The 26,050-nt window shown below is 42.5% G+C and carries 22 protein-coding genes; 10 read left to right on the forward strand and 12 right to left on the reverse strand.

Features of this window, described 5'->3' with window-relative positions; translation table 11 throughout:
* Positions 1-22: 22 nt before the first annotated feature.
* A complete protein-coding gene (locus tag CO692_RS01615) occupies positions 23-1,054 on the reverse strand; it encodes a DUF916 and DUF3324 domain-containing protein (protein WP_096741348.1) in 1,032 nt (343 codons plus the stop codon).
* A gap of 16 nt (positions 1,055-1,070) precedes the next feature.
* Positions 1,071-1,739: a WxL domain-containing protein gene (locus CO692_RS01620; protein WP_096741349.1), complete on the reverse strand. Its 669-nt coding sequence runs from the start codon at positions 1,737-1,739 to the stop codon at positions 1,071-1,073.
* Between the two features lie 92 nt (positions 1,740-1,831).
* On the opposite strand from CO692_RS01620, the gene CO692_RS01625 reads away from it, so the two are divergent.
* A complete protein-coding gene (locus CO692_RS01625) occupies positions 1,832-3,337 on the forward strand; it encodes a helix-turn-helix domain-containing protein (RefSeq protein ID WP_096741350.1) in 1,506 nt (501 codons plus the stop codon).
* A gap of 81 nt (positions 3,338-3,418) precedes the next feature.
* Here the strand turns inward: CO692_RS01625 and CO692_RS01630 are convergent, their stop codons facing one another.
* Complete coding sequence (locus CO692_RS01630; RefSeq protein ID WP_096741351.1) at positions 3,419-4,306, reverse strand: SDR family oxidoreductase; 888 nt, start codon at positions 4,304-4,306, stop codon at positions 3,419-3,421.
* A gap of 1,190 nt (positions 4,307-5,496) precedes the next feature.
* Between CO692_RS01630 and CO692_RS01640 the strand changes: the two genes are divergently transcribed.
* Positions 5,497-5,682 (forward strand): hypothetical protein, encoded by a 186-nt coding sequence (locus CO692_RS01640; protein ID WP_096741353.1) that lies wholly within the window; start codon positions 5,497-5,499, stop codon positions 5,680-5,682.
* A 50-nt stretch (positions 5,683-5,732) separates the two neighbouring features.
* On the opposite strand, the gene CO692_RS01645 is transcribed toward CO692_RS01640, so the two are convergent.
* The 3 genes from CO692_RS01645 to CO692_RS01655 form a co-directional block, all read right to left on the reverse strand.
* Positions 5,733-7,202, reverse strand: a complete 1,470-nt coding sequence (locus CO692_RS01645) for a glycoside hydrolase family 1 protein (RefSeq protein WP_096741354.1) — start codon at positions 7,200-7,202, stop codon at positions 5,733-5,735.
* A gap of 91 nt (positions 7,203-7,293) precedes the next feature.
* Positions 7,294-9,195, reverse strand: a complete 1,902-nt coding sequence (locus CO692_RS01650) for a beta-glucoside-specific PTS transporter subunit IIABC (protein ID WP_010747921.1) — start codon at positions 9,193-9,195, stop codon at positions 7,294-7,296.
* A gap of 170 nt (positions 9,196-9,365) precedes the next feature.
* Complete coding sequence (locus CO692_RS01655; protein ID WP_005225677.1) at positions 9,366-10,208, reverse strand: PRD domain-containing protein; 843 nt, start codon at positions 10,206-10,208, stop codon at positions 9,366-9,368.
* A gap of 1,048 nt (positions 10,209-11,256) precedes the next feature.
* Between CO692_RS01655 and CO692_RS01665 the strand changes: the two genes are divergently transcribed.
* On the forward strand, positions 11,257-12,120 hold the full coding sequence (locus tag CO692_RS01665; protein ID WP_096741356.1) for a helix-turn-helix domain-containing protein: 864 nt from the start codon (positions 11,257-11,259) through the stop codon (positions 12,118-12,120).
* A gap of 257 nt (positions 12,121-12,377) precedes the next feature.
* Here the strand turns inward: CO692_RS01665 and CO692_RS01670 are convergent, their stop codons facing one another.
* Positions 12,378-14,171, reverse strand: a complete 1,794-nt coding sequence (locus CO692_RS01670) for an oligopeptide ABC transporter substrate-binding protein (RefSeq protein WP_096741357.1) — start codon at positions 14,169-14,171, stop codon at positions 12,378-12,380.
* Between the two features lie 376 nt (positions 14,172-14,547).
* Here CO692_RS01670 and CO692_RS01675 point away from each other — a divergent pair, with 376 nt between their 5' ends.
* The 5 genes from CO692_RS01675 (at position 14,548) to CO692_RS01695 (ending at position 19,305) form a co-directional block, all read left to right on the forward strand.
* Positions 14,548-15,849, forward strand: a complete 1,302-nt coding sequence (locus CO692_RS01675) for a DUF1576 domain-containing protein (RefSeq protein ID WP_015509442.1) — start codon at positions 14,548-14,550, stop codon at positions 15,847-15,849.
* The gene (locus CO692_RS01680) at positions 15,846-16,196 is read left to right on the forward strand and encodes a hypothetical protein (protein WP_074931821.1); all 351 of its coding nucleotides are present in this window, start codon (positions 15,846-15,848) and stop codon (positions 16,194-16,196) included. Before CO692_RS01675 ends, CO692_RS01680 begins: the two co-directional genes overlap by 4 nt.
* Positions 16,197-16,363: 167 nt before the next feature.
* Positions 16,364-16,759: a YxeA family protein gene (locus CO692_RS01685; protein ID WP_096741358.1), complete on the forward strand. Its 396-nt coding sequence runs from the start codon at positions 16,364-16,366 to the stop codon at positions 16,757-16,759.
* Positions 16,734-17,486 carry an ABC transporter ATP-binding protein gene (locus CO692_RS01690; protein WP_016610385.1) on the forward strand — a complete coding sequence of 251 codons (753 nt, stop codon included), beginning with the start codon at positions 16,734-16,736 and terminating at the stop codon, positions 17,484-17,486. Before CO692_RS01685 ends, CO692_RS01690 begins: the two co-directional genes overlap by 26 nt.
* A 13-nt stretch (positions 17,487-17,499) precedes the next feature.
* Positions 17,500-19,305: an ABC transporter permease gene (locus tag CO692_RS01695; RefSeq protein WP_096741359.1), complete on the forward strand. Its 1,806-nt coding sequence runs from the start codon at positions 17,500-17,502 to the stop codon at positions 19,303-19,305.
* 102 nt (positions 19,306-19,407) lie between these two features.
* Here the strand turns inward: CO692_RS01695 and CO692_RS01700 are convergent, their stop codons facing one another.
* The 4 genes from CO692_RS01700 to CO692_RS01715 all read right to left on the reverse strand — a co-directional run bounded on the left by CO692_RS01700 (position 19,408) and on the right by CO692_RS01715 (position 22,956).
* Positions 19,408-20,115 carry a demethylmenaquinone methyltransferase gene (locus CO692_RS01700; RefSeq protein WP_096741360.1) on the reverse strand — a complete coding sequence of 236 codons (708 nt, stop codon included), beginning with the start codon at positions 20,113-20,115 and terminating at the stop codon, positions 19,408-19,410.
* Between the two features lie 159 nt (positions 20,116-20,274).
* Complete coding sequence (locus tag CO692_RS01705; RefSeq protein ID WP_096741361.1) at positions 20,275-21,003, reverse strand: GntR family transcriptional regulator; 729 nt, start codon at positions 21,001-21,003, stop codon at positions 20,275-20,277.
* 101 nt (positions 21,004-21,104) lie between these two features.
* Positions 21,105-22,460: a PTS cellobiose transporter subunit IIC gene (gene celB, locus CO692_RS01710; RefSeq protein WP_015509420.1), complete on the reverse strand. Its 1,356-nt coding sequence runs from the start codon at positions 22,458-22,460 to the stop codon at positions 21,105-21,107.
* Positions 22,444-22,956 (reverse strand): hypothetical protein, encoded by a 513-nt coding sequence (locus CO692_RS01715; RefSeq protein WP_015509419.1) that lies wholly within the window; start codon positions 22,954-22,956, stop codon positions 22,444-22,446. The genes celB and CO692_RS01715 overlap by 17 nt, the downstream gene beginning before the upstream one ends.
* Positions 22,957-23,374: 418 nt before the next feature.
* Between CO692_RS01715 and CO692_RS01720 the strand changes: the two genes are divergently transcribed.
* Positions 23,375-23,743 carry an iron chaperone gene (locus tag CO692_RS01720; RefSeq protein WP_096741362.1) on the forward strand — a complete coding sequence of 123 codons (369 nt, stop codon included), beginning with the start codon at positions 23,375-23,377 and terminating at the stop codon, positions 23,741-23,743.
* 77 nt (positions 23,744-23,820) lie between these two features.
* Here CO692_RS01720 and CO692_RS01725 read toward each other — a convergent pair whose 3' ends face one another.
* The gene (locus CO692_RS01725) at positions 23,821-25,161 is read right to left on the reverse strand and encodes a peptidoglycan DD-metalloendopeptidase family protein (protein ID WP_096741363.1); all 1,341 of its coding nucleotides are present in this window, start codon (positions 25,159-25,161) and stop codon (positions 23,821-23,823) included.
* A 338-nt stretch (positions 25,162-25,499) separates the two neighbouring features.
* Between CO692_RS01725 and CO692_RS01730 the strand changes: the two genes are divergently transcribed.
* Complete coding sequence (locus CO692_RS01730; RefSeq protein ID WP_319016570.1) at positions 25,500-25,877, forward strand: GNAT family N-acetyltransferase; 378 nt, start codon at positions 25,500-25,502, stop codon at positions 25,875-25,877.
* Positions 25,878-26,050: the final 173 nt, after the last annotated feature.

A 26,050-nucleotide genomic window follows, 5' to 3' on the forward strand; every position in this document is an offset into this window, starting at 1 on the left:
CAAGTACTTAAATGAAGTCTTCTCATTCCTGCTCTGTTGTTTCCTTTGATTTTTTTCGTCGCAAATACATCAGGAGCAATAGACTGGAAATAAGCAGGAGAATGACCACTGCAACAATATATACCCAACGGTTGCTGTGAAGAGAGCCTGATCCCACGATCGTTTTTCGATTGATCGTTTCAGCTTCTGGGCGAGAAACAGTGACGCTATCCTCAAAAACCCACGTTCCACGTGGGGCACTCAGCTCGATTTGAATGTGGTAGGTTCCCGGCTCTACGATTTCTTCATCAAACGCGCTATAAAGATCCAGTGTAGAGTTTGGGCCAAATTGAAAACTTTCTGCTGTAAATCCCCCCACAACGCTGTCACTGTCTTGCTCACGAATCACAGTCTTAACAGCAATCTTCCCAAAAGCCACTGGCTGATCATTTTCAATGCGGCTTTTTAGGGATGCGATGCCATCTTTTTCTACCGCCTCACTTTTGATCAAGGAAAGTTCAGGATCAGGTAGCGCATCTAACTGCTGGCGAAGGCGGACACCTTGGACGATTTTATAGGTTGACGTAAGACTGGTTTCCTCCGCCTCTTGCCCCTCCTTTTGTTCTTCTTCAAAAGAAAAGGCACCTATGATTTCACCTGTAAAACGCTTGTCATTCATTGAAAGAGGAAATACCACTTGGCGTGTTTCCCCTGGTTCAAGCTGAATCATTTGATTTGGTTTCTTTATCAAGGTCGTGAAAGACACACCGCCAAAATCCTTTGCTGTTTCGGCTGCCTGATAAGCGATGATCCCAGTAGCAGCTGTGTAACTATTCAGTGCGGATGCTTGTATCGTAAGGGTTTCCGAACTCGTGTTATGAAGGGCAACGATCAAATTCTGTTCGGTCTCATGATTTACCAGTAAGTCGAAATAAGTGACGTCACTGACTTGATTTTGGGGAAGTTCAGGGGTTACAGTGAACCGTGTGGTCTGTGCATGACCGGTGACTTTCGTAACGCAACACAAACTGATAAAGAAACTAATGAGTACGAAGCACTTGATTGGTTTTTTCATTGTCGCCCTTTCTTTCCTACTCCGCTTGATACGTGTTCGCTAATGTCCAAGTGATCGTGCCGCTATAAGTGCCGCTGTTCACATTTTGCTTCGGTACGGTTAATGAAGCATTGGAAAAGTTAAAGTCATTGGTTGCTAAGCCAGTTGTGCCATTAGCAGAAGCAATCAGCGTTGGGTCTGTTGCCCCTACCATCAATTCGGTGCCCGCGACTAGCGCTGCATCGCCAGAAGCCGTTGTACCATTTAAAGTGACTTTGGCATTTGCCAGCTCGTTATCGCTCGCATTCGTCATTTTCGATAATTGCGCCGTCAACTGCCAGCCAGCTTGATTCGGCCCACGGTAATCTGTGATCGATGTCACTTCATTCGACGTTGCTTGAATCACTTGTTCATCGGTAGCGATCTCTTGGATACTGCTTGTACCGAAGTTAAAATTAGTCACCTGATCCAGTGACAAGATTCCTTGTTCGATCGTTAGCGTTGCTTGACTCGTCATTGAAGCCGTTGGATTCGCTTCTGCTGCAGCTGCCGCAGTCGGCGCCATTCCTAAACCCATTCCGACCAAACCTAACATTACTGCCTTTTTGTTCATTTTCATCTCTTCCTTCACTTTTTTTAATGAGAAACCGAGGTTAATCGAAAAAAACAGCTTTAAAAAATAATAATTTAATTGGTGTTTTTTCATTCTATTCTCATCTATCATAAGTATAATCCATCATGGTTATCATACGGTTCACAGATTTAGCGTAAAAAAAACGCCAAAAAGGAGAATCCCTTATGTATCGAGAATTCATTTCTCCCGCAGAAGAAAAGAAATTAGAGATTTTCAAAGTTGTCTGTAATTCCAATGGCGTGACATTGGTCCAACTGTCAGAATTTTTGAACATCCCACAAAAAAGTCTGCAAAAATATATTTATTTTTTAAATGAAGATTTGCAGTTGCTTTCCCCTCACCTGCTTCTATCAAAAAATCATTACAATCAGTATTTTGTTGAGCGAGCAGATGATGATGAACCTTTCTATGCAAAATTGATGTACCATTATTTGCTCAACTCCACACAATACACCTTGATTCACTACTTGATTGGGCGCCCGCAAATGACCTTGACGCAATTATGTTTGGATTTGCATGTCAGCCAATCGCATATGTATCGGTTGATCAAGAAAATCAATCAACTATTGGAAAAGTTTCAAATCCAAATTCGAACAGACCTGAATAATCGCATCGTTCTTGCTGGAAAAGAGCTTGATATCCGTATTTTCACCTACAGTTTCTTGACCCAAAGTGCGCCTGCTGATTTGTGGCTATTGCCGAGCGTTTCCCATAAAAATGTCGAAGAGTTTACAGCGTTCTTTGCTGTTTCTCACTTTGATCCGTTGACGAAAAATAAACTCGCTGCATTTTGGCAAGCAGTGGTCAGCCGAACGATCCAGAAAAAATATTTGCCAGCGATCCCTGAAAAATACATGGGATTGATGAATTTTTATTGTTTTTTACCAGAGGAAATCCTCGAATCGCTTTTTTTGAGTGCCGATTATGCCACAGAAAAGACGCTTCAGTCAGAATATCTTTACTTAAATTTCTTTTTGCATGTCTTTTTGCCAGGGGTAATTCCCCAAGAGAAGAATCAAGCGATCATCCAAGAAATCAAACATTCTGATACCGATCTTGTGCGCTTTTTCACTGCAATGATCAAAGACTGGCACGATACCTTTGCTCCAAGTCAAGAAGTCGCCGAATTTGAAAAACTATTAAGCAGCTGTCTGCTGGTCTTCAATCTATCGATCATTATCGGCATCGATCTTCTGGAAGTGTGGCAGCTCGAACACCAACTGTTGACCGAAAACACTCCTTCGAAAGACAAAACCTATGAAGCAATCTGCAAGCTTTTACTGACCCACATTGAAAGGTATCCATTTGCTGATTTGGACAAAAAGTATTTTGAACAGACACAGTTGCCTTATCTTGCGCATCTCTTGTTTTTAGAAACACAGATGAATACGCCCCCGACCGTGTCGATCTATATTCAAACGACGATCCAATACCGCACGAAGCAAATGATCGAGACAAGGATCCGTTCGATTTATTCCAAAGCTTCAGTGACTTTTATTAACCAGATGGAAGCAGCCGATCTTTTGATTACCGATAGTTATGAAGAAGTGATTTTTTCCGAAAAATTAGTCTTACTGTCTAACCTACAAGCCGAACAAGAGTGGGCAGCCGTTTTTGCAAAGATCAATCAATTGATGATGACCAAGATGTTTGCCAAACAAGGAAAGTAAGCTGCCGATTCCATTTCCATCCACAAAAAAAGCCCGAGCATCTTTGCTCGAGCTTTTTTCCTACAAGTTTATCCAGGGTTGTTAAGCGAAGAAGCTACCACCCGTTACACTGTACACTTGACCAGTTACATAGCTTGCTTCATCAGAGGCTAGGAAAACGTAGACTGGTGCTAATTCGACTGGTTGTCCAGCACGTCTCATCAATTCTTTTTGACCAAATTCTGGGATCGCAGATTGTGGTTGGCCACCAGAAATTTGAAGTGGCGTCCAGATTGGACCAGGCGCAACGGTATTGACCCGAATGCCTTTTTCACTTAATTGTGCAGCTAGCCCTTTACTAAAGGAAGTAATGGCACCTTTCGTGGCTGCATAGTCTAAAAGATGGGCGCTTGGTTCCGCACTTTGGATCGAAGTGGTCGTGATGATGCTTCCACCAGCTGGTAAGTAATCCAATGCTTCTTGGACTGTCCAATACATCGAGATGATATTCGTTGTAAAGGTGTCTTGAATTTGTTGCGTAGTCAACTCTTTGATGTCCTTCACCGCTTGTTGCATCCCAGCATTTAGAACCAATGTATCTAACCCGCCTAATTCTTTGGCTGCTTCATGAACCAATTGACGAGCGAAGGTTTCATCTTTCAAGTCTCCTGGGATCAAGACGGCTTTGCGTCCAGCTTTTTCAATGACTGCTTTGACTTCTTGCGCGTCTTCTTCTTCAAAAGGAAGATAGTTGATTGCAACATCGGCGCCTTCTTTGGCAAAAGCGATCGCTGCTGCTCGACCAATACCAGAATCACCACCGGTCACTAATGCTTTGCGTCCAGCTAATTTGTCTGAACCTGAGTAGCTTTCTTCCCCGCAATCAGGTACTGGCTGCATCTTTCCTTGAATTGCCGGTGCTTCTTGCACCTGTTTTTCAAATTTGCCATCATAATACTTCGTTAACGGATTGTTGATTTTTTCTGACATGCTCGTTTCCTCCTTGATTATTTCTACTTCTTATTTGTCATCGTTTGTTATGACCTTACTTAAAAGTGTAAAGGAAGATGGAGGGAATGAGAAACGAAATGCTCACCAGAAAAAAAGCATCTGTAAGAAAACAGATGCTTAATGAAATGAAAAAGCTGTGTGACTCAGTAGTGAAAACGCCCACAGGTATCTCATCATTCTGCTGGGAAATCGTAGTGAAATTTCTGTGTGCAGTGGTTGATTTTGCTACTTTTCTAGCAGTTCGAGGAGTGCCCGACGAAAGGCCTCCATCTCCTTTGCGGTCTGTAGAAAAACATCGGGATGACTGTGGTGGCTGTCGATCATCCAGCGTTTGGTGTCTGTAATATGTGCTGAAACTTTCTAAAGTAATAAAAAGCATGCTCGTTTTCTAAAAAAAATGCTGTTTATTCGCGGTACTAAAAACATTAGCGGGTCTTCACATACCCTTCTGATTATTAACTATTTTTTTCACAACCAATGGATATTATTTTAAAAAAATGAATATTTACGTTATCCTTTTACTCAAATAAGAAAGAATAAGGAGAGATAAAAAGATCCAACTTGTTCGCTTGATCTTTTGGGTACCAGTCATCTTTTTTTCGTTAGGTTTGGTCTTCCTAACAAAACGACTGCCGCGTTTCACATGGGTTTCTCTAACGATCACTGTTTCTTTGATCATCTTTGTTTGTAAAATCTTAGAATACTCCTATGTCATGCCAGATATGAAACTAACCGTTTATTTTATGGGTTTCTTGATTTCTGCTAGTCTGCTTGGGTATATTTTTTATTTGCGTAGTAGAAAACGTTGACTGCAGCTGCGCCTTGCTCGCGCCAAAACGCCCTCTTAATGCCTTTTGACTACAACAAAGACGATCTATACCTATGAAGTAGCTCCTTTCATCCCCTTCGTAAGGATTGCGGCTCATGATCCCCTTTCGAGGGGATTTTTTTATTATTCATCCTCACTCATTCTTATTCAGTCTGCTTTGATGAAAAAATCACTTTTCGCCGATTACGGCATGCCAAGCCTTTCTCTCTGATTCCTTTCGTTGCGACTCTTGCGATCCCCAAGAACACATTGCCTTCCTAAACAATTAAATATATAATGAAATTGTAAATTACCACATCATAACAAAGAATCATCAAACCTCTTGAAAGGAGCGTTTCCTATGAGCTGGCTGACCTTTGTCGTCCAACCACTGACCCTGCTATTTTTTCTCACGGTTTTTTCCCTTGTGTATTTGATGCCTGAATCCGTTGTGCCTAAGCCAAAAATGAAGAATTGGACGTTGACTGTATCTTTGATTTTTCTGGCATGGCAGCTTCTGATTCCCTTTTTCTTCTTTGTTCTCTAAACCCAGCAAAAAAAGCGGCTCTCACAAAAGAGAGCCGCTTTGGTTTATTTTTAATCCTGTAACAAACTACCGCCATTGGTGGCAATCACTTCTTTGTACCAGTAGAAACTATCTTTACGGGAACGGTCAAAGCTGCCGTTTCCTTCATCATCCGCGTCTACATAGACAAAGCCGTAGCGTTTCGACATTTCTGACGTGGAAGCCGATACTAAGTCGGTACAACCCCAAGGCGTATAGCCCATCAATTCCACACCATCTTCGATCGCTTCATACATTTGTTCGATATGCGCCTTCAAATAATCGATGCGATAGCTGTCATGGATCGAACCATCCTCTTCCACCGTATCCAAGGCACCTAAGCCGTTTTCAACGATAAACAACGGTACTTGATAGCGGTCGTACAAGTTATTCAAAGTCACACGCAAGCCGATTGGATCGATTTGCCACCCCCAGTCAGAGGCTTCCAAGTAAGGGTTTGATTCACCTAAAGAAAAGTTGCCAGCAGTTGCTTCGCCGCCTTCTTCAGGATTGTGGCGAGCAATAGAACTCATGTAGTAAGAAAAGGACATGAAGTCGACAGGGTATTGCGCAAGAAGGTCTAAATCGCCGTCTTCGAAGGTCACTTCGATGCCGTTTTCTTTAAAGAAGCGCTTCGTATATGCGGGATACTTCCCACGAACTTGGACATCAGAGAAGAAGAGATTCTCGTGGTCACGCTTGATTTCTTCCATCACATCTGCTGGATTTGGTGTAGCTGGGTAAGCTTGCATCCGTGCCAACATCATCCCTACTTTGATGTCAGGATTGATTTCGTGGGCAAATTTTGTTGCTAAACTAGAAGCCACAAATTGATGATGCACGGCTTGATACATGTCAGAAAGGTTTTGTGTGCCGTCTTCGGATAACAAGGCACCACCAACATAGCCAGAGATCCCCATGATATTGATTTCATTGAAGGTCAACCAGTATTTGACTTTGTCTTTGTAGCGGGTCAACACGGTCTCTGCGTATTTGACGAACAAATCGATCACTTGGCGATTTTTCCAGCCGCCATAGTTCAACGCGATCCCGATAGGTGTTTCGTAGTGAGAGAGGGTCACTAAGGGTTCGATCCCGTATTTCGCACACTCATCAAACACATTGTCATAAAATTGTAAGCCCTCTTCATTTGGCTGAGCATCGTCACCATTTGGAAAAATTCTTGACCAAGCGATGGACAGACGGAAGGTTTTGAAGCCCATCTCTGCATACAAGGCGATATCTTCTTTGTAGCGATGGTAAAAATCTGACCCCCAACGTTTTGGATACAAGCCTTCTTTGTCATTTAAGGCAAACAAAACTTTTTCCCGTGTCATTGGTGCAGCAAATTCTGCCATGTTTTTGCGGTCTTCTGGTTTGACAGCGATCGCTGTATCGGATGTCGCTGGACCACGTCCGCCTTCGTTCCATGCTCCTTCAAATTGGTTGGCTGCAGTGGCGCCGCCCCATAAAAAGCCTTTTGGAAATTGTTTTTCTGTCATGATTAGCCTACTTTCTTTTTCTTTAATAATCGACACAGCAGATCAGCAAGAAAGCATTCTTACTGATCCAGCGACGTGCCGTTAAACGCATTTATTTTACGACTTCAATCAAATCGTCCTGCGCTGTTACTTCTTTTGACTGTGTCGTTTGGATGTCACTGTAGTCGTTAGAGTTCGTGACGATGACTGGTGTCAGCAAGGAATAGCCTTCCGCACGAATAGCCTCTGTATCAAAAGAGATCAATTTTTGACCAGCTTTGACTTTGTCTCCTTGGTTGATGTAGGCAGTAAAGTGATTGCCTTCAAGTTCTACCGTATTCATGCCGATGTGGATCAATAGTTCTGTTCCATCTTCTGTCACTAAACCGATGGCATGTTTTGTTGGAAACAAGATTTTGACTTCTGCATCTGCTGGCGCAGTGATTTCACCGATCGCTGGTTCAACGGCAATCCCTTTTCCCATAGCACCTGAAGAAAAGACTTTGTCTTCCACATCTGCTAAAGCAACCACTTGACCAGTTACTGGGCTTTTGACTGTTTCATCTTTGACGCTGGCAGAAACAGTTTTTGCTTCTGGCGCTGGCGCTGCTGGTGTTGCTTGACCGTCGACCGGTGAATCAACAGTTGTATACAATGTTGGTACTTTCAACAACATCATGATGATAAATGACGCTACGATCGCAATCACTGTACCGATCGCCAAGTGGATCACACTATGGAAGCTGCCTGTTGCTGGATCAATATATGCAGGATACAAGAAGATACCCATACCACCCATTGCATAACCAGTGACGTTAAAGATTGACAAGTAGATACCGACGAAACCTGAAACTAAACAAGAAACGATAAATGGTGTTTTCATTGGCAACGTGTACCCATAGATCGCAGGTTCAGTCACACCGAAGATCGATGAGATCAATGCTGGCATTGCGCCTTGTTTGACTTTTGGTTCTTTCGTTTTCAACCAAATCGCTGCTAACACACCCGTTTGCGTGAAGCATGGTAGCACTGCTGCGGTCAAAATAATCGAAGAGCCGTTTTGCGCCATATCCATGATCGCCAATGGCACAAGACCCCAGTGAAGACCAAACATAACTAATACTTGCCATAATGCCCCTAAAGCAAAGCCGTAAATAATTGGGCTGAAATCATACACCGCTTGGAAAGCAACACCGATCCAGCTAGATGCTGTATTTGCGACTGGACCTACCACAAAGAAGGTCAACGGCACGGTGATCAAAATCGTTACAAACGGAACCACAAACATTTTGACTACGTCAGGTGTGACTTTGCGCATAAACTGCTCAATTTTTGAAGCGACAAAAATCGCTAAAATGATTGGCAGTACGCTGTTAAAGTAGCCACCTGCTGGTAAGGTCAAGGTTAGACCGAAGACTTTGCTCGCTTCAGCCACACTTTCTGCTAAGCCAGGATAGACCATCGCCCCTGCGATCGCTAATGCTGTATAGGTGTTCATCTTGAATTTCTTCGCTGCAGTGACGGCTAAGATCATTGGTAAGTATTGGAACAAACCATCGCCTAAAGTATTCATTACTACATAGATACCATTGGTCGCTTCCATCCCAGTTGCTGCCAGCAACGCCGTGATCCCTTTTAAGATACCAGCTGCCGCTAATGGACCTAAGAACGGTTGGAACAGGCTTGAGATAACATCGATAAAGCGGTCAAACAAGCTGCCTTTTTGCCCGTCGCCTTCATCGATATCAAGACTGCCACCATCGGCTAATCCGCCGACTTTCAACACTTCATCATAAACATCTGGCACATGATTGCCAATAACGACTTGGTATTGTCCGCCTGCTTTGACGACGGTCACGACACCGTCACGTTTTTGCAAATAATCAGTGTCCGCTTTGCTTTCGTCTTTTAAGTGGAACCGTAAGCGAGTCACACAGTGTTTTACAGATGAGACATTTTCTTTGCCACCAACGTGGGCCAAAATGTCTTGCGCTAATTCAGTATATTTTGCCATTTTGATTGCTCCTCTTTTATTGGTCATTTAATAAAAATAAAAAGACCAGCCATTTCTACAATAAACAAGCATGAGAGACCCCCTAAAAAAAGAGCGACGGGTTTCCTCATCGAGTATTGTAAGAAAGTGCAGGTCTTGCCAGCCGAACTGTAACGAATCCATTTCCATTCTTAGGTTAATTTTGAGTGAGCGGCTAAGTTACCGATATGCAGAATCAAATACATCAATTCCATATCGTTGACATGCCAGCCCTTTTGTTCAAATAAGTATTCTTTGATCGAATCTGCGGTTTCTTTTTCTTTTGGATAGCTGCTGAAGGCCAAGGCAATCATTGGATTTGCCAATACTGGCTCTTCTTTTTCTTGACTTTGTCGAATTAAATAATAGCGAATGTGGGTCACGAACCGTTGGAAGTAAGAAGAATTCTCATCAAACTCGATGTTCATGCTGTACTTAACGATTCGTAAAATATTGTTCGTCAACTCGGTGTGCTCATAAGCACTTTGATTGGCGCTTTTTTCAATTTGCGCATTGACGAAATGCAAAGTGATAAACGCAGCTTCTTCTTGTGAAAAATCGGGATACAGCTCTTTGCGGATCAACTCGACCGCTTGGACACTGACCGCATATTCCTTGGCATAGATTTTCTTGATTTCCCAATGCATGGGATTGGTCAAAACAATTTCTTGCTTTTGACGACTGATGGCAAACAAGATATGATCCATCAGTGTGAAATAAACATTTGGATTGAAATCGGTTCCAACACTATCCCGAAAAAGACGCACGATTTCATAAATGACGGCCATTTGTTTTTCGTCAGCCTTCGTCATGACTTTCGACATATGTTCCACTGTCAAATCATCTTCTGGATAGTATTTTTTTTCGATTCGCTCAGCTGGAATCGGGTCACCCGGTTTCGTTTGAAAGCCGATCCCTTTTCCCATTAGGATCACTTCAACTTCATCTTCTTTTGAAAGTACAACATTGTTGTTGATCCTCTTGATAATCTTCACGAACGATCCTCCTTGATCAGCATAGCCCATAAAAAACGTTGCATCCTTTGACGTCTATGCAGAAGGTCTTGTATTTTTTTCTTTCTCTGATGTGCCGTTAAGTGACAAGGTGATTGACTGCTCCAGACAGTGCTGCAGGCTATCGTCAAACCTAGCTGGCAGTTCATTGCGTTTTACTTCTCCCCTCCTTTGCTGATCAATGACTGGATCTTACCTTGGAACCGGTTCTTTTTTAGCGAATAGAAATAATGGAGCAAAAAAAGAAGACCAAAGCAAAAAAGTGTACAACCCAAGAAACTTTGGGTAATCAACGCACTTTTTTCCTCTGGTCTTGCCTGCCGAACAGTAACGAATCCAGTAATGAGAACACTCTCATGTTCCGTTGAGATAATAGTACTCATTCTGAGAAAAAATGTCAACACTTTTTTTGCAAACGTTTTTCTTTTTTCGTTTTTGGCTTCGTTTCACTCTGATTTGCTCGTAGTTTTCTTACTGATAGTGAGGGGTTTTTCTGAATAAATCCTCTGTAACAGCTTGGGCATTTTTTATCCAACAGCACACAACACAAAAAAACCGTAATCTTCGTACATTACGGTCATAGCTAGAAGGATGATGCTTTACAAAAAACGATCAATCACAAAGAATTGGGGAAGGTCTGGTGCATGACAGACATTCAATGTGACTGACCGCTTTTAGCGATTCATGACTTCCACAAACGAAAAGGTGTCTTTGAGAGGGGGAAGCAATCAAATAACCTTTCGATTCTTCAAGATGTTACTCGATCCTGCGATAAAAACCGCAGAGAGCGAGGAAAATGCTGTTCCTATCATAAAGAAAACAGTCACAAGACTTATCATTGAAAGGTCAACGATAAGGTTTCGCAGAAAAGGCAGTACTAGTTTTTAAATGGGTTGATTTCCCAAGGGCCGAATGGTTCAAATTCCATGAAAAACTACCTCCTTTATTATTTGCTATACCTTATTATATTTGATAACATGTTATTAAAATCACATTGTTCAGAAATGCGTCACAATTAAGGAGGTCCCCCATGAAACAGCAAGGCTCTTTAATCAAAAAACTGCGCACAGATCGCAAAATCTCGCAAGCCAAGCTTGCCGAAGGTATTTCCTCACGCACCACCCTTTCTTCATTCGAAAATCGTAAAACAAACCTCTCTTCACAAACCCTGTTTGACTACTTAGACAAAATGAATATTACGGTTCATGAGTTCAGTCTGTTGATCGACAGCGAAGCCACGGATCAGAAACGTCAGCTGGTGCAAGATTTCTATACCCGTTACTATGAGCGAACACTGACTCTCGACTACTTGACTAACCTGGAAAAACGCTACTTTGAGACACAAAATTTTTTCTATTATTCTTTGTATGTCCAAGGATTGCTGCTGCTCAACCGTGAATCATTTCTGATGAATCAAGGAGCTTACACCCAAGAAGTCGAACTGGTAAAGCAATACTTGTTTGATATCGAAACCTGGGGGCGCTTTGAGTTAAATTTATTCTCAAATTTGTTATTTATTTTTGACCAAGAAACGATCAGTTATTACTTAGATCATGGGATCAAAAAAATCCTTCACTACGCCAATGATCCATTTTATGCAAATCTGTTAAGTGTCGTGATCTTAAACGGCTGTGCCTTCGCCAGTGAAAATAAAGATGCCTATCTGCTTAACAAGTTTCTGCTCTTGTCTGAACCGCTCCCCAATACACCCCTCTATTTTTATTTAAAAATCCATCAAGTACTGTATCAGGAAATATACTCGTATTTGCAATCCGCTCAGTTGAACAAAGAGATTCTAAAAAACACCTTAGTCGTTATTGAACAAGCCGGTTACCAGAACCATAAAGACGATCTCCAACAGTTGCTTGCTGCTGTTACCAATCGTGCGATTTAGCCGCTTATTAAATGGGCATTTATGTAATGTTATCTAACAAAAAAAGCTGATCTTCCAACGGAGCTCAGCTTTTTCGTCAATGTCACTCCAACCCGCCCACGAAACAGCCGCTCGAAATGAAGGGTTCAACATTCGACTTGCTTCTTCCTTCTGCATGGACCAAGAAAAAACCAGTTAGGTTTTAATCCTAACTGGTTTTGTTTGGCAAAAGCAACGAGCATGCTGCTGCCGATTCATTTGTGCAATTTACTAACCGATTAACGAGATTCTGAAGTCACACCGATGGTTGCCCATGGATTATGATCGGCGTCAAATGCCCAGGTAAAGTTTGCGACACGATCAGAGACCGGTAAGATTTGATTCCGATACAACGTTGGGATCGCAAAAGCTTCTTCAATCGCATATTCTTGCCATGCATCAAAAGCAGCCTTCCGTGTTGCTTCATCAAAGGAATCGATTGAATCGATCGCAGCTAACAATTCAGTATTTTCATCTGATTCAAAACGAGTGTAGTTAAATGCTGAATTTGGTCCCCATAAGCTGGTTGGTGATGGATCTGAACCAGTAGACCAAGCAGCTTGGAAGACATCGATATCTGGATCATCGTTTTTCAGCTTGTCATAGAAGGCTTGGAAATCGATCAAACGACCTGTTGAATATTGAACATCTAAACCGATTTCTTGCCATTGTTGAACATAGTAATCCGCCAATGGTTGGGCAACTTCCCCACCAGACATTGACGCAAAGTTGATGGTCAATTTGTTGCCATCTGGATCTTCCCGGAAGCCGTCGCCATCCACGTCGATAAAGCCAGCGTCATCTAGAAGTTGGTTTGCTTTCTCCATATCTAAATGGTATCCTTCGGCATCGCTATTGTGCAACGTACCATAAACAGGTGGGATCAATGTTGAAGCATTTGAACGCAAGCCGTGGTAGAAACGCTCACCGATCGCATCATTGTCAATGGCATAGCCCATTGCTTGACGCAATGCTTTGTTCGCCATTTTTGCATTTGGATCAAAATCAACACTGTTTGTTTCATCATTCCATGAACCTAAATTAAAGCCAAGATACGTGTAAGACTGTTCTGGACGACCTAACATTTGGTAGCCATCCATGTTTTGATACGTATCAAAGGTATCTGTTGGCATTTTTAAGACTAAATCGTATTGCTTCGCGTTTAACGCTTCATTGATTGAAGCCGAAGGGACGTTACGCATCACGATTTTTTCTAAGTTTGGTGTATCGCCATAGTAATGTTCATTCGGTACATATTCCACCGTCTCACCTGGTACGATATTACTCATTTTGTATGGACCAAAACCGATTGGATTGGTTCGAACGGGATCACTTGAAGGCATATCTGCCACTTCAATGCCTTCAAAGGCATGTTTCGCTAGTGCAGAGTTCCAGATCGCTCCACCGGATTGCTGCATACCTGGATGCATTTCTTTAAACTCGATTTCAACGACTTTATCGCTGACTGCTGTGATCCCTGAGATCGTATCAGCTTCGCCGCTGTGGTATTCTTCCATACCAACGATATTCGTAAAATCATTGTTGTAACGAACGCCATCATAGTCTTGATGTCCGATGACTTCATAAGAGAAGATCACGTCTTCAGCCGTTACATCGACCCCGTCAGACCATTTCAAGTCTTCACGCAAAGTGATCGTTGCTTTGTTGTTATCGACATCTAATTCTAAATCAGCTGGTCCACCATTCACAATTCGGAAATCTTCATCTTGTAGGAACAAATATTCATGGCTTGGTAACATGAAATCACGGTCATAAGCATCTTGATAAAACTCCCATTGAAACAACCCTTGGAATTGCGTATCTGTTACTACCGCAACATCTAAGACGCCCCCATCGATCACTTCATCGTTATTTTCAACTGCAAGCTGCAAATCATTGATATCAAATCCAGCTGCCTCAGTTGATGATTCTTGTGTATCAGTCGAACCTGTTCCACCTTCGTTACTTTGTCCGCAAGCCCCTAAAACAAGCGCTGCCAATAAAGTAATCATGCCAAACTTCGTTTTCTTCATACTCTTCCTCCTTATTTAAATCCCTTCCTCGTGATTCAGTGATCACTTGATCTTCGAATAAAAAAACCAAGCAAACAGTTTTTTTTATCTTAAAATGGCTTTTTTATTAGAAAATCTGAACGAGATTAACTAAATTATAACAATTTTCGTAAAATTCTTTCTGTCAATAATTTCACCGATTGATGAAATTATTGAAAAAAGGGCGATTCTCCTTGATACATCGCCGTTATTTTTATTCGTATTTTCTTAAATTTTTCTTTTTCTCCCTTTTTTGGTTCTCATTTCTCATGTTCTCCCGCTACTTAAAACTGTCAAAAAATACTTTTTTGTCGCTAAAAGGTGTGATACTATGAAAAAAGGAGCGTTCAATGAAACTATGGCAGATAAACGAGTTTTCTTACAAACAAAATCGAAACCCTTTGCACCTATCTCACAGCTCTTAACCCAGCGCTTGCTTTTGGCGTATAGCATCGTCTTGATCCTCATTGGCTTGGTTGCTTCCCCTCCTCAAGCTTTGTGGCAAGGCTCGCTGGCAATCTTAAATGCCCCCAGCAATTTGATTTCTGATTATTTTGCGATCGGCAATCTTGGAAGCGCCTTTTTAAACAGTGGCTTATTGACATTGATCAGTATCCTCCTTGCGAAAAAGCAAGGAACGATTATTAGTGGACCAATGATCGCTGCTTTTTTTACCATATCTGGCTTTTCTTTTTTTGGAAAAAACATTTTTAACTCGATTCCCATTCCACTTGGTGTCTATTTATACTCTTACATACAGCAACGCCCCGCTACACAATATTCACTGGTTGCCTTATTTGGCAGTGCCGCCTCGCCGGTTATCAGTTACTTAGCATTCGGTTTAGGGTTGCCTTTACCCGTCGGGATCGCTTTTGGTTATGGCATCGGTCTATTGATCGGTTTGGCGCTCCCTCCTCTAGCAGCACAATTTTTACAATTCCACCAAGGTTTTTCTTTGTATAATATCGGATTTGCTGCTGGCATCATCACTATGTTTTTCACGAGTTTTTTACGCCTGTTCGACTTAGAAGTCTATTCAAACAAACAATTGACGACGGAGTATCACTATTACCTGACTGGGTTCTTGCTCATTCTTTGTCTTGCTATGTTTCTTATCGGATATCTTCTAAATCAGCGATCCCTCAAAGGCTTGCCTGAGCTTTTTCAAACGTCAGGGAAATTAATGACGGACTATGTCACGATTTTTTCCCTTGGGGTCACGATGATGAACATGGCGATGATGGGGATGTTGATGCTGTTCTTTGTCTTCTTCTTACAAGGGGAACTATCTGGTCCCCTTTTAGGCGCAATATTGACCGTGATAGGCTTCAGTGCATTCGGGAATCACTGGAGAAATAGTTTGCCTGTCATGATAGGGGTAGTTTTAGCAACCAAGGTCGGTTTGACCTCTGACGTATCGACCTTCAGCTTATTGCTGACAGCGATCTTCGGCACCAGTTTAGCCCCCATCAGTGGGTACTATGGTCCGATTGCTGGCGTAATCGCTGGGGTAGTCCATGCAGCCTTGGTCACAAATATCACCTATTTACATGGAGGATTGAACTTATACAATAATGGCTTTTCCAGTGGATTTGTCGCGGCAGCAATGGTACCATTGTTAGATGAATACCAGCAAATCAGAAGGCGGAGAAGAAAATGATTGAAAAAGAACGGGCACGGCGAATCGTCGATGAAGTGGTCACCTACTTTTTGTCCCATGACTGTCAAAAGATAATAAGTGAGATGGCCTTTGAAGCAGAGGGGTTTAAAGCAGTTGTGCAAGGTCAATTTCCAGAGCAACCCTCTGATTTAGAACATTTTATCGACATGCTCAACACACCAAGAGATAGCACGTTAGAAAATTATTATGTGGAGCTTTTAGGCGGTCATCAAACGATCCATGAAGAAAAAGATTACTATCTATTAGGATTAATGATCGACGAAGCCGCCATTATGTACGAGGATGAGCAATTGATCGTTGAATTGTATCGCAAAAAATACAACTGAAAAGCCCTACGCAAAAAACGTTTCTAAGCGGTGACCTTCACCCTTTAGAAACGTTTTTTGTTCGTTTGTCGTGACAAAAATGAAAGTTTATTGATAGATTTTTCACACTACTTTTCAGAAAACCAGCGTTATACTTTCATCATAATAAAAAACGAGGTGACCGATAGATGAAAAAACTTCTGATTGGACTTGCAGCGCTCCTCCTCATAGGGTTCGGCGCATTGCAAGTCGCACAAACCGTCATCATGGGCGGCGACAGCTACTATGTCCAAATCACCACAGATGGTGAAAAGACGACTTCTAAGGATGACAATGGGAATGTCTATACGCAATACCATTACGAATTGCCAGGGTATGATGAGAACGGCAAAAACAAAACCCTTGATTTCAACGGTTTCCAAGAACGACCATTGCGTAAAGAAGCCTATTTGAAGCTTACTTGGAACGAAAAAAAAGGGGTAACTGGCTATGAAGAGGTCAAAGAAAAAGACATCCCAGCCAAAGCATTAACCCAATTAAAAGGAGCGGAACGCAACGATGGAAAAAATTATTCAAGCAAATGAACTGACCAAAGTATACGGAAAAGCCAACGAAAAACAAACCGAAGCCTTAAAAGGTATCAGCTTTGATATTGAAAAAGGCGAATTCATTGGGATCATGGGGGCTTCAGGCTCAGGGAAATCCACCCTACTAAACATTCTTTCAACGTTGGATCATCCGACAAAAGGTGCCATTCGCATCAACAATAGCGATATCACCAAACTAAAAGGCGATGCCTTGGCGGATTTCCGCAGCCGTGAAATCGGCTTTATTTTCCAAGACTTCAATCTATTAGAAAACTTAACGGCTTCAGAAAACATCGCTGTGCCGTTGTCTTTACAAGGAGTCAAACCAAAGATCATCCAACAACGGATCAAACAAGTCGCAGAACGCTTGTCCATCACACATATTCTCGACAAATATCCAGCAGCGATCTCTGGTGGACAAAAGCAACGGGTGGCAGCCGCTCGAGCCTTGATCACGGAACCAACGATCCTTTTTGCGGATGAACCCACAGGTGCCTTGGATTCAAAAAGTGCGAAAGACTTATTGAATATGATGGACGACTTGAATACCAATGACCAAGTATCGATTTTATTGGTCACTCATGATCCCCTTTCTGCCAGCTATTGCCAACGTATTTTATTTATCAAGGACGGAAAGATCCATCAAGAAGTCAAACGTGAGGATCAAAGCCGTGAAGCGTTTTACCGCCAGATCCTTGTCATTCTAGGAAACTTGGAACAATAAGGAGGAAGAACACATGCTTTGGAAACTATCACTTACCGGGATCAAAGCTCGGTTGAAGGATTATATCGTCCTCTTTTCTGGTTTAGTCATGGCTTCAGCCATCTTTTATATGTTCGAATCAATGGCGAGCAATGAAGCCTTTTTAAAAAGCAACTCGATCATCAGTATGGTAGTCTTCGTCTTTCGTTTTGGTTCGGTCCTCTTAGGGATCATTACCTTTGCCTACATCTTATATGCCAATTCTTTCTTGATGGCGATGCGCCAAAAGGACTATGCCATGTTTATGATGTTAGGAGCCAAAGGACGAAAGATCGCCCAAATGATTTTTATCGAAACCTTTATGGTAGGTATCGTTGCCACCGCCGTCGGATCTATCTTAGGGATCGGCTTAGCAAGTGGTGTCAATACTTTGCTAGTCAATCAATTAAACTTGCAGATCACCCATTATGCAGCATTTAGTCCAGAGGCATTGATCGTAACCCTCGTCTTCTTCTCGGTTCTCTTTTTGATTGCTGCCATCTTCAATGCACGGGCAATTGCCAAAAAATCGATTTTAGCATTATTACGAGAAACAAGCACGCCCGCACAAGTCAAACAACGGCCATTCTTGCTCTTCTTGCAAACCATTTTAGGTCTTTGTTCCTTAGCCATCGGCTATTATATGATGAGCGATTTGATGACCTTCCAATTGATCGGCATCGGCATCGCCCTTGTCACGATCGTTCTTGGCACATACCTAGTCTTTCGTTCGGTGATCATCGCTCTTTTATCCCTATTAAAGAAGAACGATACGATCGCGTTGAAAAAGTTAAACAATTTCACCTTGTCGCAATTAAGCTTTCGGATTCGTGAGTATACCCAGATGCTTTCAATGGTGGCGATGCTTTTTGCTCTAGCATTAGGTGCCTTAACGGTTGGGCTTGGCTTTAAAAACGAGATCCCTATCCTAGCAAAAACTGTTGCCCCTTATGATTTGTATTTGAACAATGCCCAAAACGCCTCTGACGAAAAAGTCAACGCGTTAAACCCGACCCTTGATGTGACCTACAGCATGAAAGAAACAGATGACACCATTTATTACGTGAAGGAACAATTCAACGAAAACAACTTGCTCAGCTCCAGTATGGATCAGTTGAGTGTCGATGTTACTTACAACAAGCTGACTGGCGATCAATTAGCTTCTGATGTGACCGCCCAGGACCAATTGCGTAGCTACCTCTTACCAGAACAACGAGGTAAGGAGATCCAAGTCGTCGATCAAACCGCTTTTGGTGCGGTCAATGCATCGGAAACCAGCTTGCGAATGGTACAAGTCAAAGACTTCCAAGCAAGCTACGATGCGTTGCGTGATTTGGCGCAAGCAAATCAAGACGCAAATTCTTCAGAAACCGCCGATATGAATTTTTCACAACGGGTCTTCGCTTACGACAGCTATAACGGGATTTTCTCTGGTTTTGAATTTATGGGCTTCTTCCTGGGTATCGCCTTCTTGACGATGTTAGCTAGCTGCCTGATGTTCAAAATCCTCTCGGGGGCAAACAGCGACATTCAACGTTACACGATGCTGAAAAAAATCGGTACCCGCACGCGTTTACTGAAAAGCTCGATCCGCAAAGAGATTGGCGTGCTCTTCCTAGTTCCTGGTATCTTAGGAATGATCCATGTCTTGTTCGGTCTAAAAATGTTCACCACCTTGATGATCGATCCGTACCATGACCTATGGCTGCCTTTTGGCATCTTTATCGCCCTCTACGCCATTTATTACGTGGTGACCATTGGGTTATACACCAATATTGTTTTAAACCAAAAGAAAAAATAACAATCACTCTCTGAATTGCTCAACGCAAAGAGACCATCAAGCCATAAAGGGCATGATGGTCTCTTTCATTTTTCGTTTTTCTCCCACAAAGGGAAAGCAATCTTAGGATTTGGCCCCTAGATGCATCGCCGCCGCACCTCCTGCATAGCTTTTGACTTGCAACACATCAAAGCCAGCTGCCTGAAATTCTCGTTTCAATGCCTCCTTGTCAGGAAAATCCCGTGCAGACTCCTGCAGCCAGGAGTATTCTTGATAGCTTTTGGCGAACAGTTTGCCAAATAACGGCATGACATGGTGAAAATAAAAAGTAAACAGTTGCCGCCAGCCGATCAGTGTGGGTTGTGATGTTTCGAGACAAACGATTTTCCCGCCTGGGCGCAGCACCCGATGGATCTCTGCCAAGACTTGTTGGCGATCCGCGACATTTCTCAACCCGAATCCGATCGTCACATAATCAAAGTGCTCGTCTGGAAAGCTTAATGCCATCGCATTGCCAGTCTGCCACTGGATCTGTGTTTGTTGCTTTTTCTTTGCCTTTTCTTTGGCAACCGTTAACATTTCTTCGCTAAAATCAACGCCGGTCACTTGCCCCGTCGGACCGACCGCTTCATTCAACGCAAACGCCCAATCCCCGGTACCGCAACATAAATCTAATATCTCAGCACCCATTGGTACTGCCATTCGTTTCATGGTGTCCTTGCGCCACCGTTTGTGCAGCTGAAAGGAGATAATACCGTTCATTCGATCATAACGGGAAGCGATCGATTCAAATACATCATGTACTTTGGTTTCTTTGGCTGTTGTTGCCATTGCGGCACGTCCTTTCTTTTCCTCGTTTTAGACGCTAAATTCTCAACGTTTAGCTGCCAGTTGCTAAAAGCTGCTGATAATTTTAGTCTAGCACGAAAAAACGAGGGGAACAAAGACCATGCTTGTCATCGTTTTTAGTCGATTTGCATTGTTAATAACTTAAAGTATTATCTTTTTGTGCATATACAAGGTTGCCATCCGATAATCATAATGAATCATCGAAAATGCCAATAGTTCGCCATTTTTTAAGTAACTATCATCCCTTACAATCAATGCTGGCATGCCTTCTTCTAAATGAAAGAAGGCAGCTTGTTCCTTCGTTAACGGTTTGCTTTGGATAAACTTGTCGATGAAGGCGACTGTCAGTTGTTTTTCTTCTGCCAAAGCTTGGAACATTGACCCTTCCATCATCGTTTCGGAGATCTCCCCTACGATTTCAGGTATATAATAGGAACGTTCAATCAAATAGGGTTTGTCATCTAATGTGCGAAAACGTTGGACTTCGATAAAGTGTTGATCTTTCGCAAATTGTTTTTGACTTGGAAGAAACAGCGCCTCTGATACTTTGACCAGCCGCTTTGAGGCTTTGACCGTTCGAATGTTTTTCTCGCCCCGGGTCAAGTCTTCATTGAAGCCAAGATCTCCTTGTTCAATGGCCGGTTTTTGGTTGTTTTGAAAGCGAATATACGAGCCGCGGCCTTGCATCTGGTAGATCCAGCCCATCTTGCTCAATTTATTGAGGGCTTGACGTAACGTATAACGAGAAACTGGATAAATTGCCAAAAGCTCTCGTTCACTAGGCATCTTCCCCTGCTCATTTCCAATATCACCCGCTTCAATTTTTCTGATCAATTCCGCTGCTAAGTCTTCAATGCTGAGTTTCGTCATTTGCCTACTCCTTTCCTTCGGATTCTCTACTACTATTATCATCTTTGGCGTAAAAAAAGCCAGCTATTTTTCATAGCCGGCTTATCAAAAAAACGGATTGATTATGCCTTCGTTGCGTTTGCTTGTTCGTCCTTGTATAATTTGCCATCATACATTTTGATGAATGGGAACCAAATCAAGAAAGCAACAACTGCACAGATGATTGCTAAGACAAAGGCACGCCAGTCACCACCTGAACCAATAAAGCCAGATAATCCAATTGGGGTCGGCCACGCTACTTGAGCAATCGGTGGGTTAACAAAGCCTAAGTTGATGCCAAAATAAGCAACGGACATTGAAGCCATTGGTGCTAAGAAGAATGGGATCGCTGTGTACGGGTTGTATACCACTGGCATCCCGAACAAAATCGGTTCATTGATATTGAAGAAGGATGGCACGATCGCTGCTTTTCCTAAAGCACTTAACTGCGCTGATTTTGCAAAGAAGGCGATGAAAATCACCATTCCTAACGTCGCTCCTGAACCACCGATCGTAACGAAACTGTTGTTAAACTCACCCGCAAAGGCAATGTTGGCACCATTTTGGTTTTCCACCATATTTGACAATACGATTGGCGTCAAGAATGAGGTCACGATCGTTGCCCCATGAATACCGACGATCCATAGTGCATGCATGAAGAAGTAGATAACAAGCAGTCCGATCCAGGTACTGGTCAATTGCGTCACGAAACTAAACGGAATCGCAATGACTTTAAAAATATCTGTGCCCATTGCGACTAATGCACCATTGATAACGATCACAGCTAATGAAGTCAGTGCCGTTGGAATCAATGCCGTGAAAGAGGAAGATACTCCTGTTGGCACTGTGTCAGGCATTTTAATGACAATATTGCGTTTCACACAGAATGCGTAGATTTTTACGGCAATGATCGCCATGATGATCGCTGTAAAGATCCCAGTTGTTCCTAAACGAGTAACGCCGCCAGCCATTTCCCACCCATCGATGATTTTTTGGTCATCAGAAATCACATTGACTAGTGTTGCCATACCGCCTTCAAAAACTAGTTGTGGCAAGCACATAAAGAACGCCATCATTGAAAGCAATGCACCATTGACTGGGCTAAGAACGATTTTTTCTTCTTGCGCTTGGATTTTTGTATACTCGTAACCAAACACGACACAGAAGTAAAGAGCTAAAATCCCCATTGTTGCGGTATTACCTAACATGTAAAGATTTTGAATTTTATCGAATGACGCACTCCAAATACCTTCTAATGCAGGGAAGCTTTGTGGCAAAACACTGACGATCAAGAACATCGATCCTACGATAGTGAAAGGAATCGACGCCATCCCAGCTGCCATGACCCCACGAACGATCCGTAATTGTGAGATTTTCCCCATTGGACCCATTAAGTAGCGGTCCAAGAAGGCAAACATTTTGTTATTTTCTGAATCCATTGACTGTTCCTCCTTGAGTTTCAAATGTAGTCAAATACGTGAAATATTTGTCGCGGTCATGCTCGATCAACCACGCTTTACGCTGAATGAACAAACACGCCATCATGCCGACAGAAAACAAAGCAAGTAAGATCCCTCTACCCGATTGATTCATAAAAGGAATCAACGTTGCTTGCTGCCCGATCAAAATACCAAAAATTGCAATGAGATTGACGCCGAATTGGAGCCAATAACCGATCTTTGTCACCAGTAAACGATTCGATTGCTGCCAATATTTTTGAGTTTGTTCAATAAGTATAAGTCCATCAACGATCAATAAGGCAATGGGAATCAAACCAGCCCATGTCCATTGAGACAGACTCAATAGAGTCCAATAAAGATTGACAAAGAAAAAGATCGCAGTCATATAACGAAAAAGTAAAAAACGATTAAACCGCATACTTTTGTTTGCATATTCTTTCTTGGCTGCTTGGGTTACCGGTTTCCTTTTGGTCACAAGTCCTCCTCCTTTCGTTTTGCTTTCGCTCAACAACTTGTTCGAACAAGTTATATTCTAGCAGAATTCTTGTTGAATGCAACCGATTTCTTTTTGAAAGTGTTCTCTGAAAATAATCTGCTTTTTCATTCGTTATTTCTGAAAAGTTAAGCGAATCTCAAGGAACCTTGCAGGATAGCGAGGGAATCTTCCTGACTCTTGGCTTTTGTTCGAGTAGAAAAAAGTTATTTTTAGCATTCGTTTTTGCAAACAGTGTTTGTTCCTGAAGGCTTTATCCCCCAAACAAGGCAACAGGTTTGTAAACTTGCTAACTTTACAGTACACTCTAAGTAACAAAATGTTTGATTTCGAACACGCGTTATTTTTAGTGATCGACATTCCCTGTACTCGTTCCTTAAAACGAAAGGAGATCCTCCCAATGGATGTATTAGAAACTTACTTAACCAGCATTGAAGAGCCAGTAAAGCAAGAAAAACTGCGTGCCTTATTTGCCGCTATTACCAAGAAATTTCCTGACCTCGTTCCAGTCATCAAGTGGAATCAGCCGATGTTCACCGCCCATGAGACCTTTATTATCGGTTTCAGCGTTTCAAAACCGCATTTTTCTGTCTCCCCTGAAACCAAGTGTCTTGAACAGTTTGCCGATGCCATCGAAAAAGCTGGCTACAGCCATACGGATAACATTTTTCGCATCAAGTGGACTGAGCCGATCGATCAAGCATTGATTGAAGACATGATCGCTTTCAACCTGAAAGACAAAGCGGAGATGACCCGCTTTTGGCGCTGAGCCAATTTAGACTTCGTAAAAGAAGAGCAACCCAAAAAACCGCAGAAGCCTGTTCGCTTCTGCGGTTTTTCTGACTATTATAAGCCTAATTCTGGCGCCGGATCAAAGAATCCAGACCATAAGCTTGTTGACATCCCTAAATGTAGATGGACGCCAGTTGAATTCCCAGTCGTTCCCATACCGCCAACATATTGTCTAGCTGAGACGCTTTGTCCGACCGAGACAGCTGGCAGCGTACTAAAGTGCATGTAGTAGCTGTAAACGCCATTGGCATGTTTGATGATCACATAGTTACCAGTTGACGGACCATAGCCCGCTTCAACGACTTCGCCTGCTTGGATCGCATAGATCGGCGTTCCTGTCCCCCCAGTAAAGTCGATGCCATTATGTTGATTTCCTGATGCACCTGTTGGATCTGTTCGATACCCAAAACGACTCGAAATATGAACCGAATCGACTGGCATTTGCCATCCACCTGTGCTTGCTTGTTCCTTTGGCTCAGCTGCTTGCTGCACAGGTGCAGGCGTAGCTGCAGTTTTTTCTGACGACACCGATTTTTCTGGCGCCACTGCGGCTTCCGTCTTCGGCTGGTCTGCTGCCACTGCTGCTTGTTGAACGGCAGGACTTTCAGCGGTTTCAGCTGACTTGGCTTCTGCTGCTTGCTGACGTTTTGCTGCTTCTTCTGCTTCTTTGCGCGCTTTTGCTTCTTGTGCTTCTTGTTCAGCCAGTTGCTTCAACGCTGCTTCTTTTTGCCGTTGTGCTTCTGCTTTGTCCGCTTCCAATTGGTCTTTTTTCTCTTCTTCGGTGTTCAACGCCAAGGCAAGGTCGGCTAGTGCAACTTCTTGATTCAATTTGACATCAGCTAATTCCGCTTGTTTTCCTTGCAATGCGTTTGACTGCTCTTCGATCGCAACCAATTGTTCCTGCAACTCTTTTTCCAATTTCTGGCTTGTTGCAATATCTTCTTGCTGTTGTTCGACAATGCTATTGCTGGCATTCATGATCGTTACTGAAGCGATCGCCCGTTGAATAGCTTCTCCGATGGACTCCGCATCAACGATTTTTTGGAACAAACGATTGGAAGGTTCCGACGTTTGAATGTCACGCGCTTGATTCGCCAGTACTTCTGTGCGCTTGATGATTTTCTCTTCAATGACTTGGATTTCTTGTGCCAAGGCATTGACTTCTTCTTCCGTCGTCGTTTTCTTTTGTAGGATTGCTTGGATTTCTCCTTCAATCGATTGAATCTCTGCCTCTGTAGATCGTTTCAGTGATTCTAATGAGGTGGATTCATTTTTTATGTCATTGATTTTTTCATTTTGCTGCTGGATCTTCTGATCAAAGCTGTCTGCGGATACCGTCACGACAGGCAGCGTCAGCAAAACAAGTGAACTTGCAACCAAAAGTGTCTTTTTCATTTTTTCTCCTTAACTAGATGTGTCTTATCGCTTTCTTTAGCATACCGAAAGATTTCACTCTTGGGGCTGTTTTCACACAAATAACATCTGGCTGCAAGAAATTGACATCTAGCTGAAACAAAATTGTTAGAATATTTCAACGAAAAAGATTGCTTTTCTTCGTCATTTAACCTTCGTTACTTATCAATTGGTTCATCTCCTGTCCGATTGCCTACGAAAATGCCGCGATTTCCAGTAATCAGCAGTGGACCTATGCTATACTGAATAAAAAAACGGAGGTTCTCATGATACAACAAGTGACCAAATTTACCGATTCTGAATTAGAAACTATCGCCTAGATTTGGCTGCAAAGCAATTTGGATGCCCATGACTTTATCTCAGCTGCCCATTGGCAAGATAACTATGACTTTGTGAAAAAAGCCTTTGCCGATGCCCTTATCTACACCTATTCGGTGGATGATCAGCCCGTCGGCTTCATCGGGTTGTTGGACGATTATATCGCTGGTATTTTCGTTTTGAAAGACTATCGTGCCCTCGGCATTGGTAAGCAGCTTTTACAAAAAGTACAAGCAGAACACGAGAAGCTGACTCTGAATGTCTACCAAAAAAATACAGCTGCTATTGCGTTTTATCTCAAACATGGCTTTACCATCGTTTCTGAACAAGTGGATTCTGATACCAATGAAATCGAAAACACCATGGAGTGGCATCGTTGATGCTGCTTTTTTTCAATTTTTTCTACCTGTTAGTTAACTAACTCTTTGGAAACTGTATAATAAAAAAGCAGTATGACTGATCAAACAACCTATTTCCCAGCAATACACATAGGACTAATAAACAAAATTTGAATGAGCGACATTTTCCCCTTCGTGCAGTCTCTTCTCACCTT

The sequence above is a fragment of the Enterococcus sp. FDAARGOS_375 genome (assembly GCF_002393265.1).
Taxonomy (GTDB): Bacteria; Bacillota; Bacilli; order Lactobacillales; family Enterococcaceae; genus Enterococcus_D; species Enterococcus_D innesii.

Excerpts from the sequence above, each read along its gene's own strand:
- CO692_RS01615 (WP_096741348.1), bottom strand. The coding sequence starts at position 1,054 with ATGAAAAAACCAATCAAGTGCTTCGTACTCATTAGTTTCTTTATCAGT.
- CO692_RS01620 (WP_096741349.1), bottom strand. The coding sequence starts at position 1,739 with ATGAAAAAACACCAATTAAATTATTATTTTTTAAAGCTGTTTTTTTCG.
- CO692_RS01625 (WP_096741350.1), top strand. The coding sequence starts at position 1,832 with ATGTATCGAGAATTCATTTCTCCCGCAGAAGAAAAGAAATTAGAGATT.
- CO692_RS01630 (WP_096741351.1), bottom strand. The coding sequence starts at position 4,306 with ATGTCAGAAAAAATCAACAATCCGTTAACGAAGTATTATGATGGCAAA.
- CO692_RS01640 (WP_096741353.1), top strand. The coding sequence starts at position 5,497 with ATGAGCTGGCTGACCTTTGTCGTCCAACCACTGACCCTGCTATTTTTT.
- CO692_RS01645 (WP_096741354.1), bottom strand. The coding sequence starts at position 7,202 with ATGACAGAAAAACAATTTCCAAAAGGCTTTTTATGGGGCGGCGCCACT.
- CO692_RS01650 (WP_010747921.1), bottom strand. The coding sequence starts at position 9,195 with ATGGCAAAATATACTGAATTAGCGCAAGACATTTTGGCCCACGTTGGT.
- CO692_RS01665 (WP_096741356.1), top strand. The coding sequence starts at position 11,257 with ATGAAACAGCAAGGCTCTTTAATCAAAAAACTGCGCACAGATCGCAAA.
- CO692_RS01670 (WP_096741357.1), bottom strand. The coding sequence starts at position 14,171 with ATGAAGAAAACGAAGTTTGGCATGATTACTTTATTGGCAGCGCTTGTT.
- CO692_RS01675 (WP_015509442.1), top strand. The coding sequence starts at position 14,548 with ATGGCAGATAAACGAGTTTTCTTACAAACAAAATCGAAACCCTTTGCA.
- CO692_RS01680 (WP_074931821.1), top strand. The coding sequence starts at position 15,846 with ATGATTGAAAAAGAACGGGCACGGCGAATCGTCGATGAAGTGGTCACC.
- CO692_RS01685 (WP_096741358.1), top strand. The coding sequence starts at position 16,364 with ATGAAAAAACTTCTGATTGGACTTGCAGCGCTCCTCCTCATAGGGTTC.
- CO692_RS01690 (WP_016610385.1), top strand. The coding sequence starts at position 16,734 with ATGGAAAAAATTATTCAAGCAAATGAACTGACCAAAGTATACGGAAAA.
- CO692_RS01695 (WP_096741359.1), top strand. The coding sequence starts at position 17,500 with ATGCTTTGGAAACTATCACTTACCGGGATCAAAGCTCGGTTGAAGGAT.
- CO692_RS01700 (WP_096741360.1), bottom strand. The coding sequence starts at position 20,115 with ATGGCAACAACAGCCAAAGAAACCAAAGTACATGATGTATTTGAATCG.
- CO692_RS01705 (WP_096741361.1), bottom strand. The coding sequence starts at position 21,003 with ATGACGAAACTCAGCATTGAAGACTTAGCAGCGGAATTGATCAGAAAA.
- celB (WP_015509420.1), bottom strand. The coding sequence starts at position 22,460 with ATGGATTCAGAAAATAACAAAATGTTTGCCTTCTTGGACCGCTACTTA.
- CO692_RS01720 (WP_096741362.1), top strand. The coding sequence starts at position 23,375 with ATGGATGTATTAGAAACTTACTTAACCAGCATTGAAGAGCCAGTAAAG.
- CO692_RS01725 (WP_096741363.1), bottom strand. The coding sequence starts at position 25,161 with ATGAAAAAGACACTTTTGGTTGCAAGTTCACTTGTTTTGCTGACGCTG.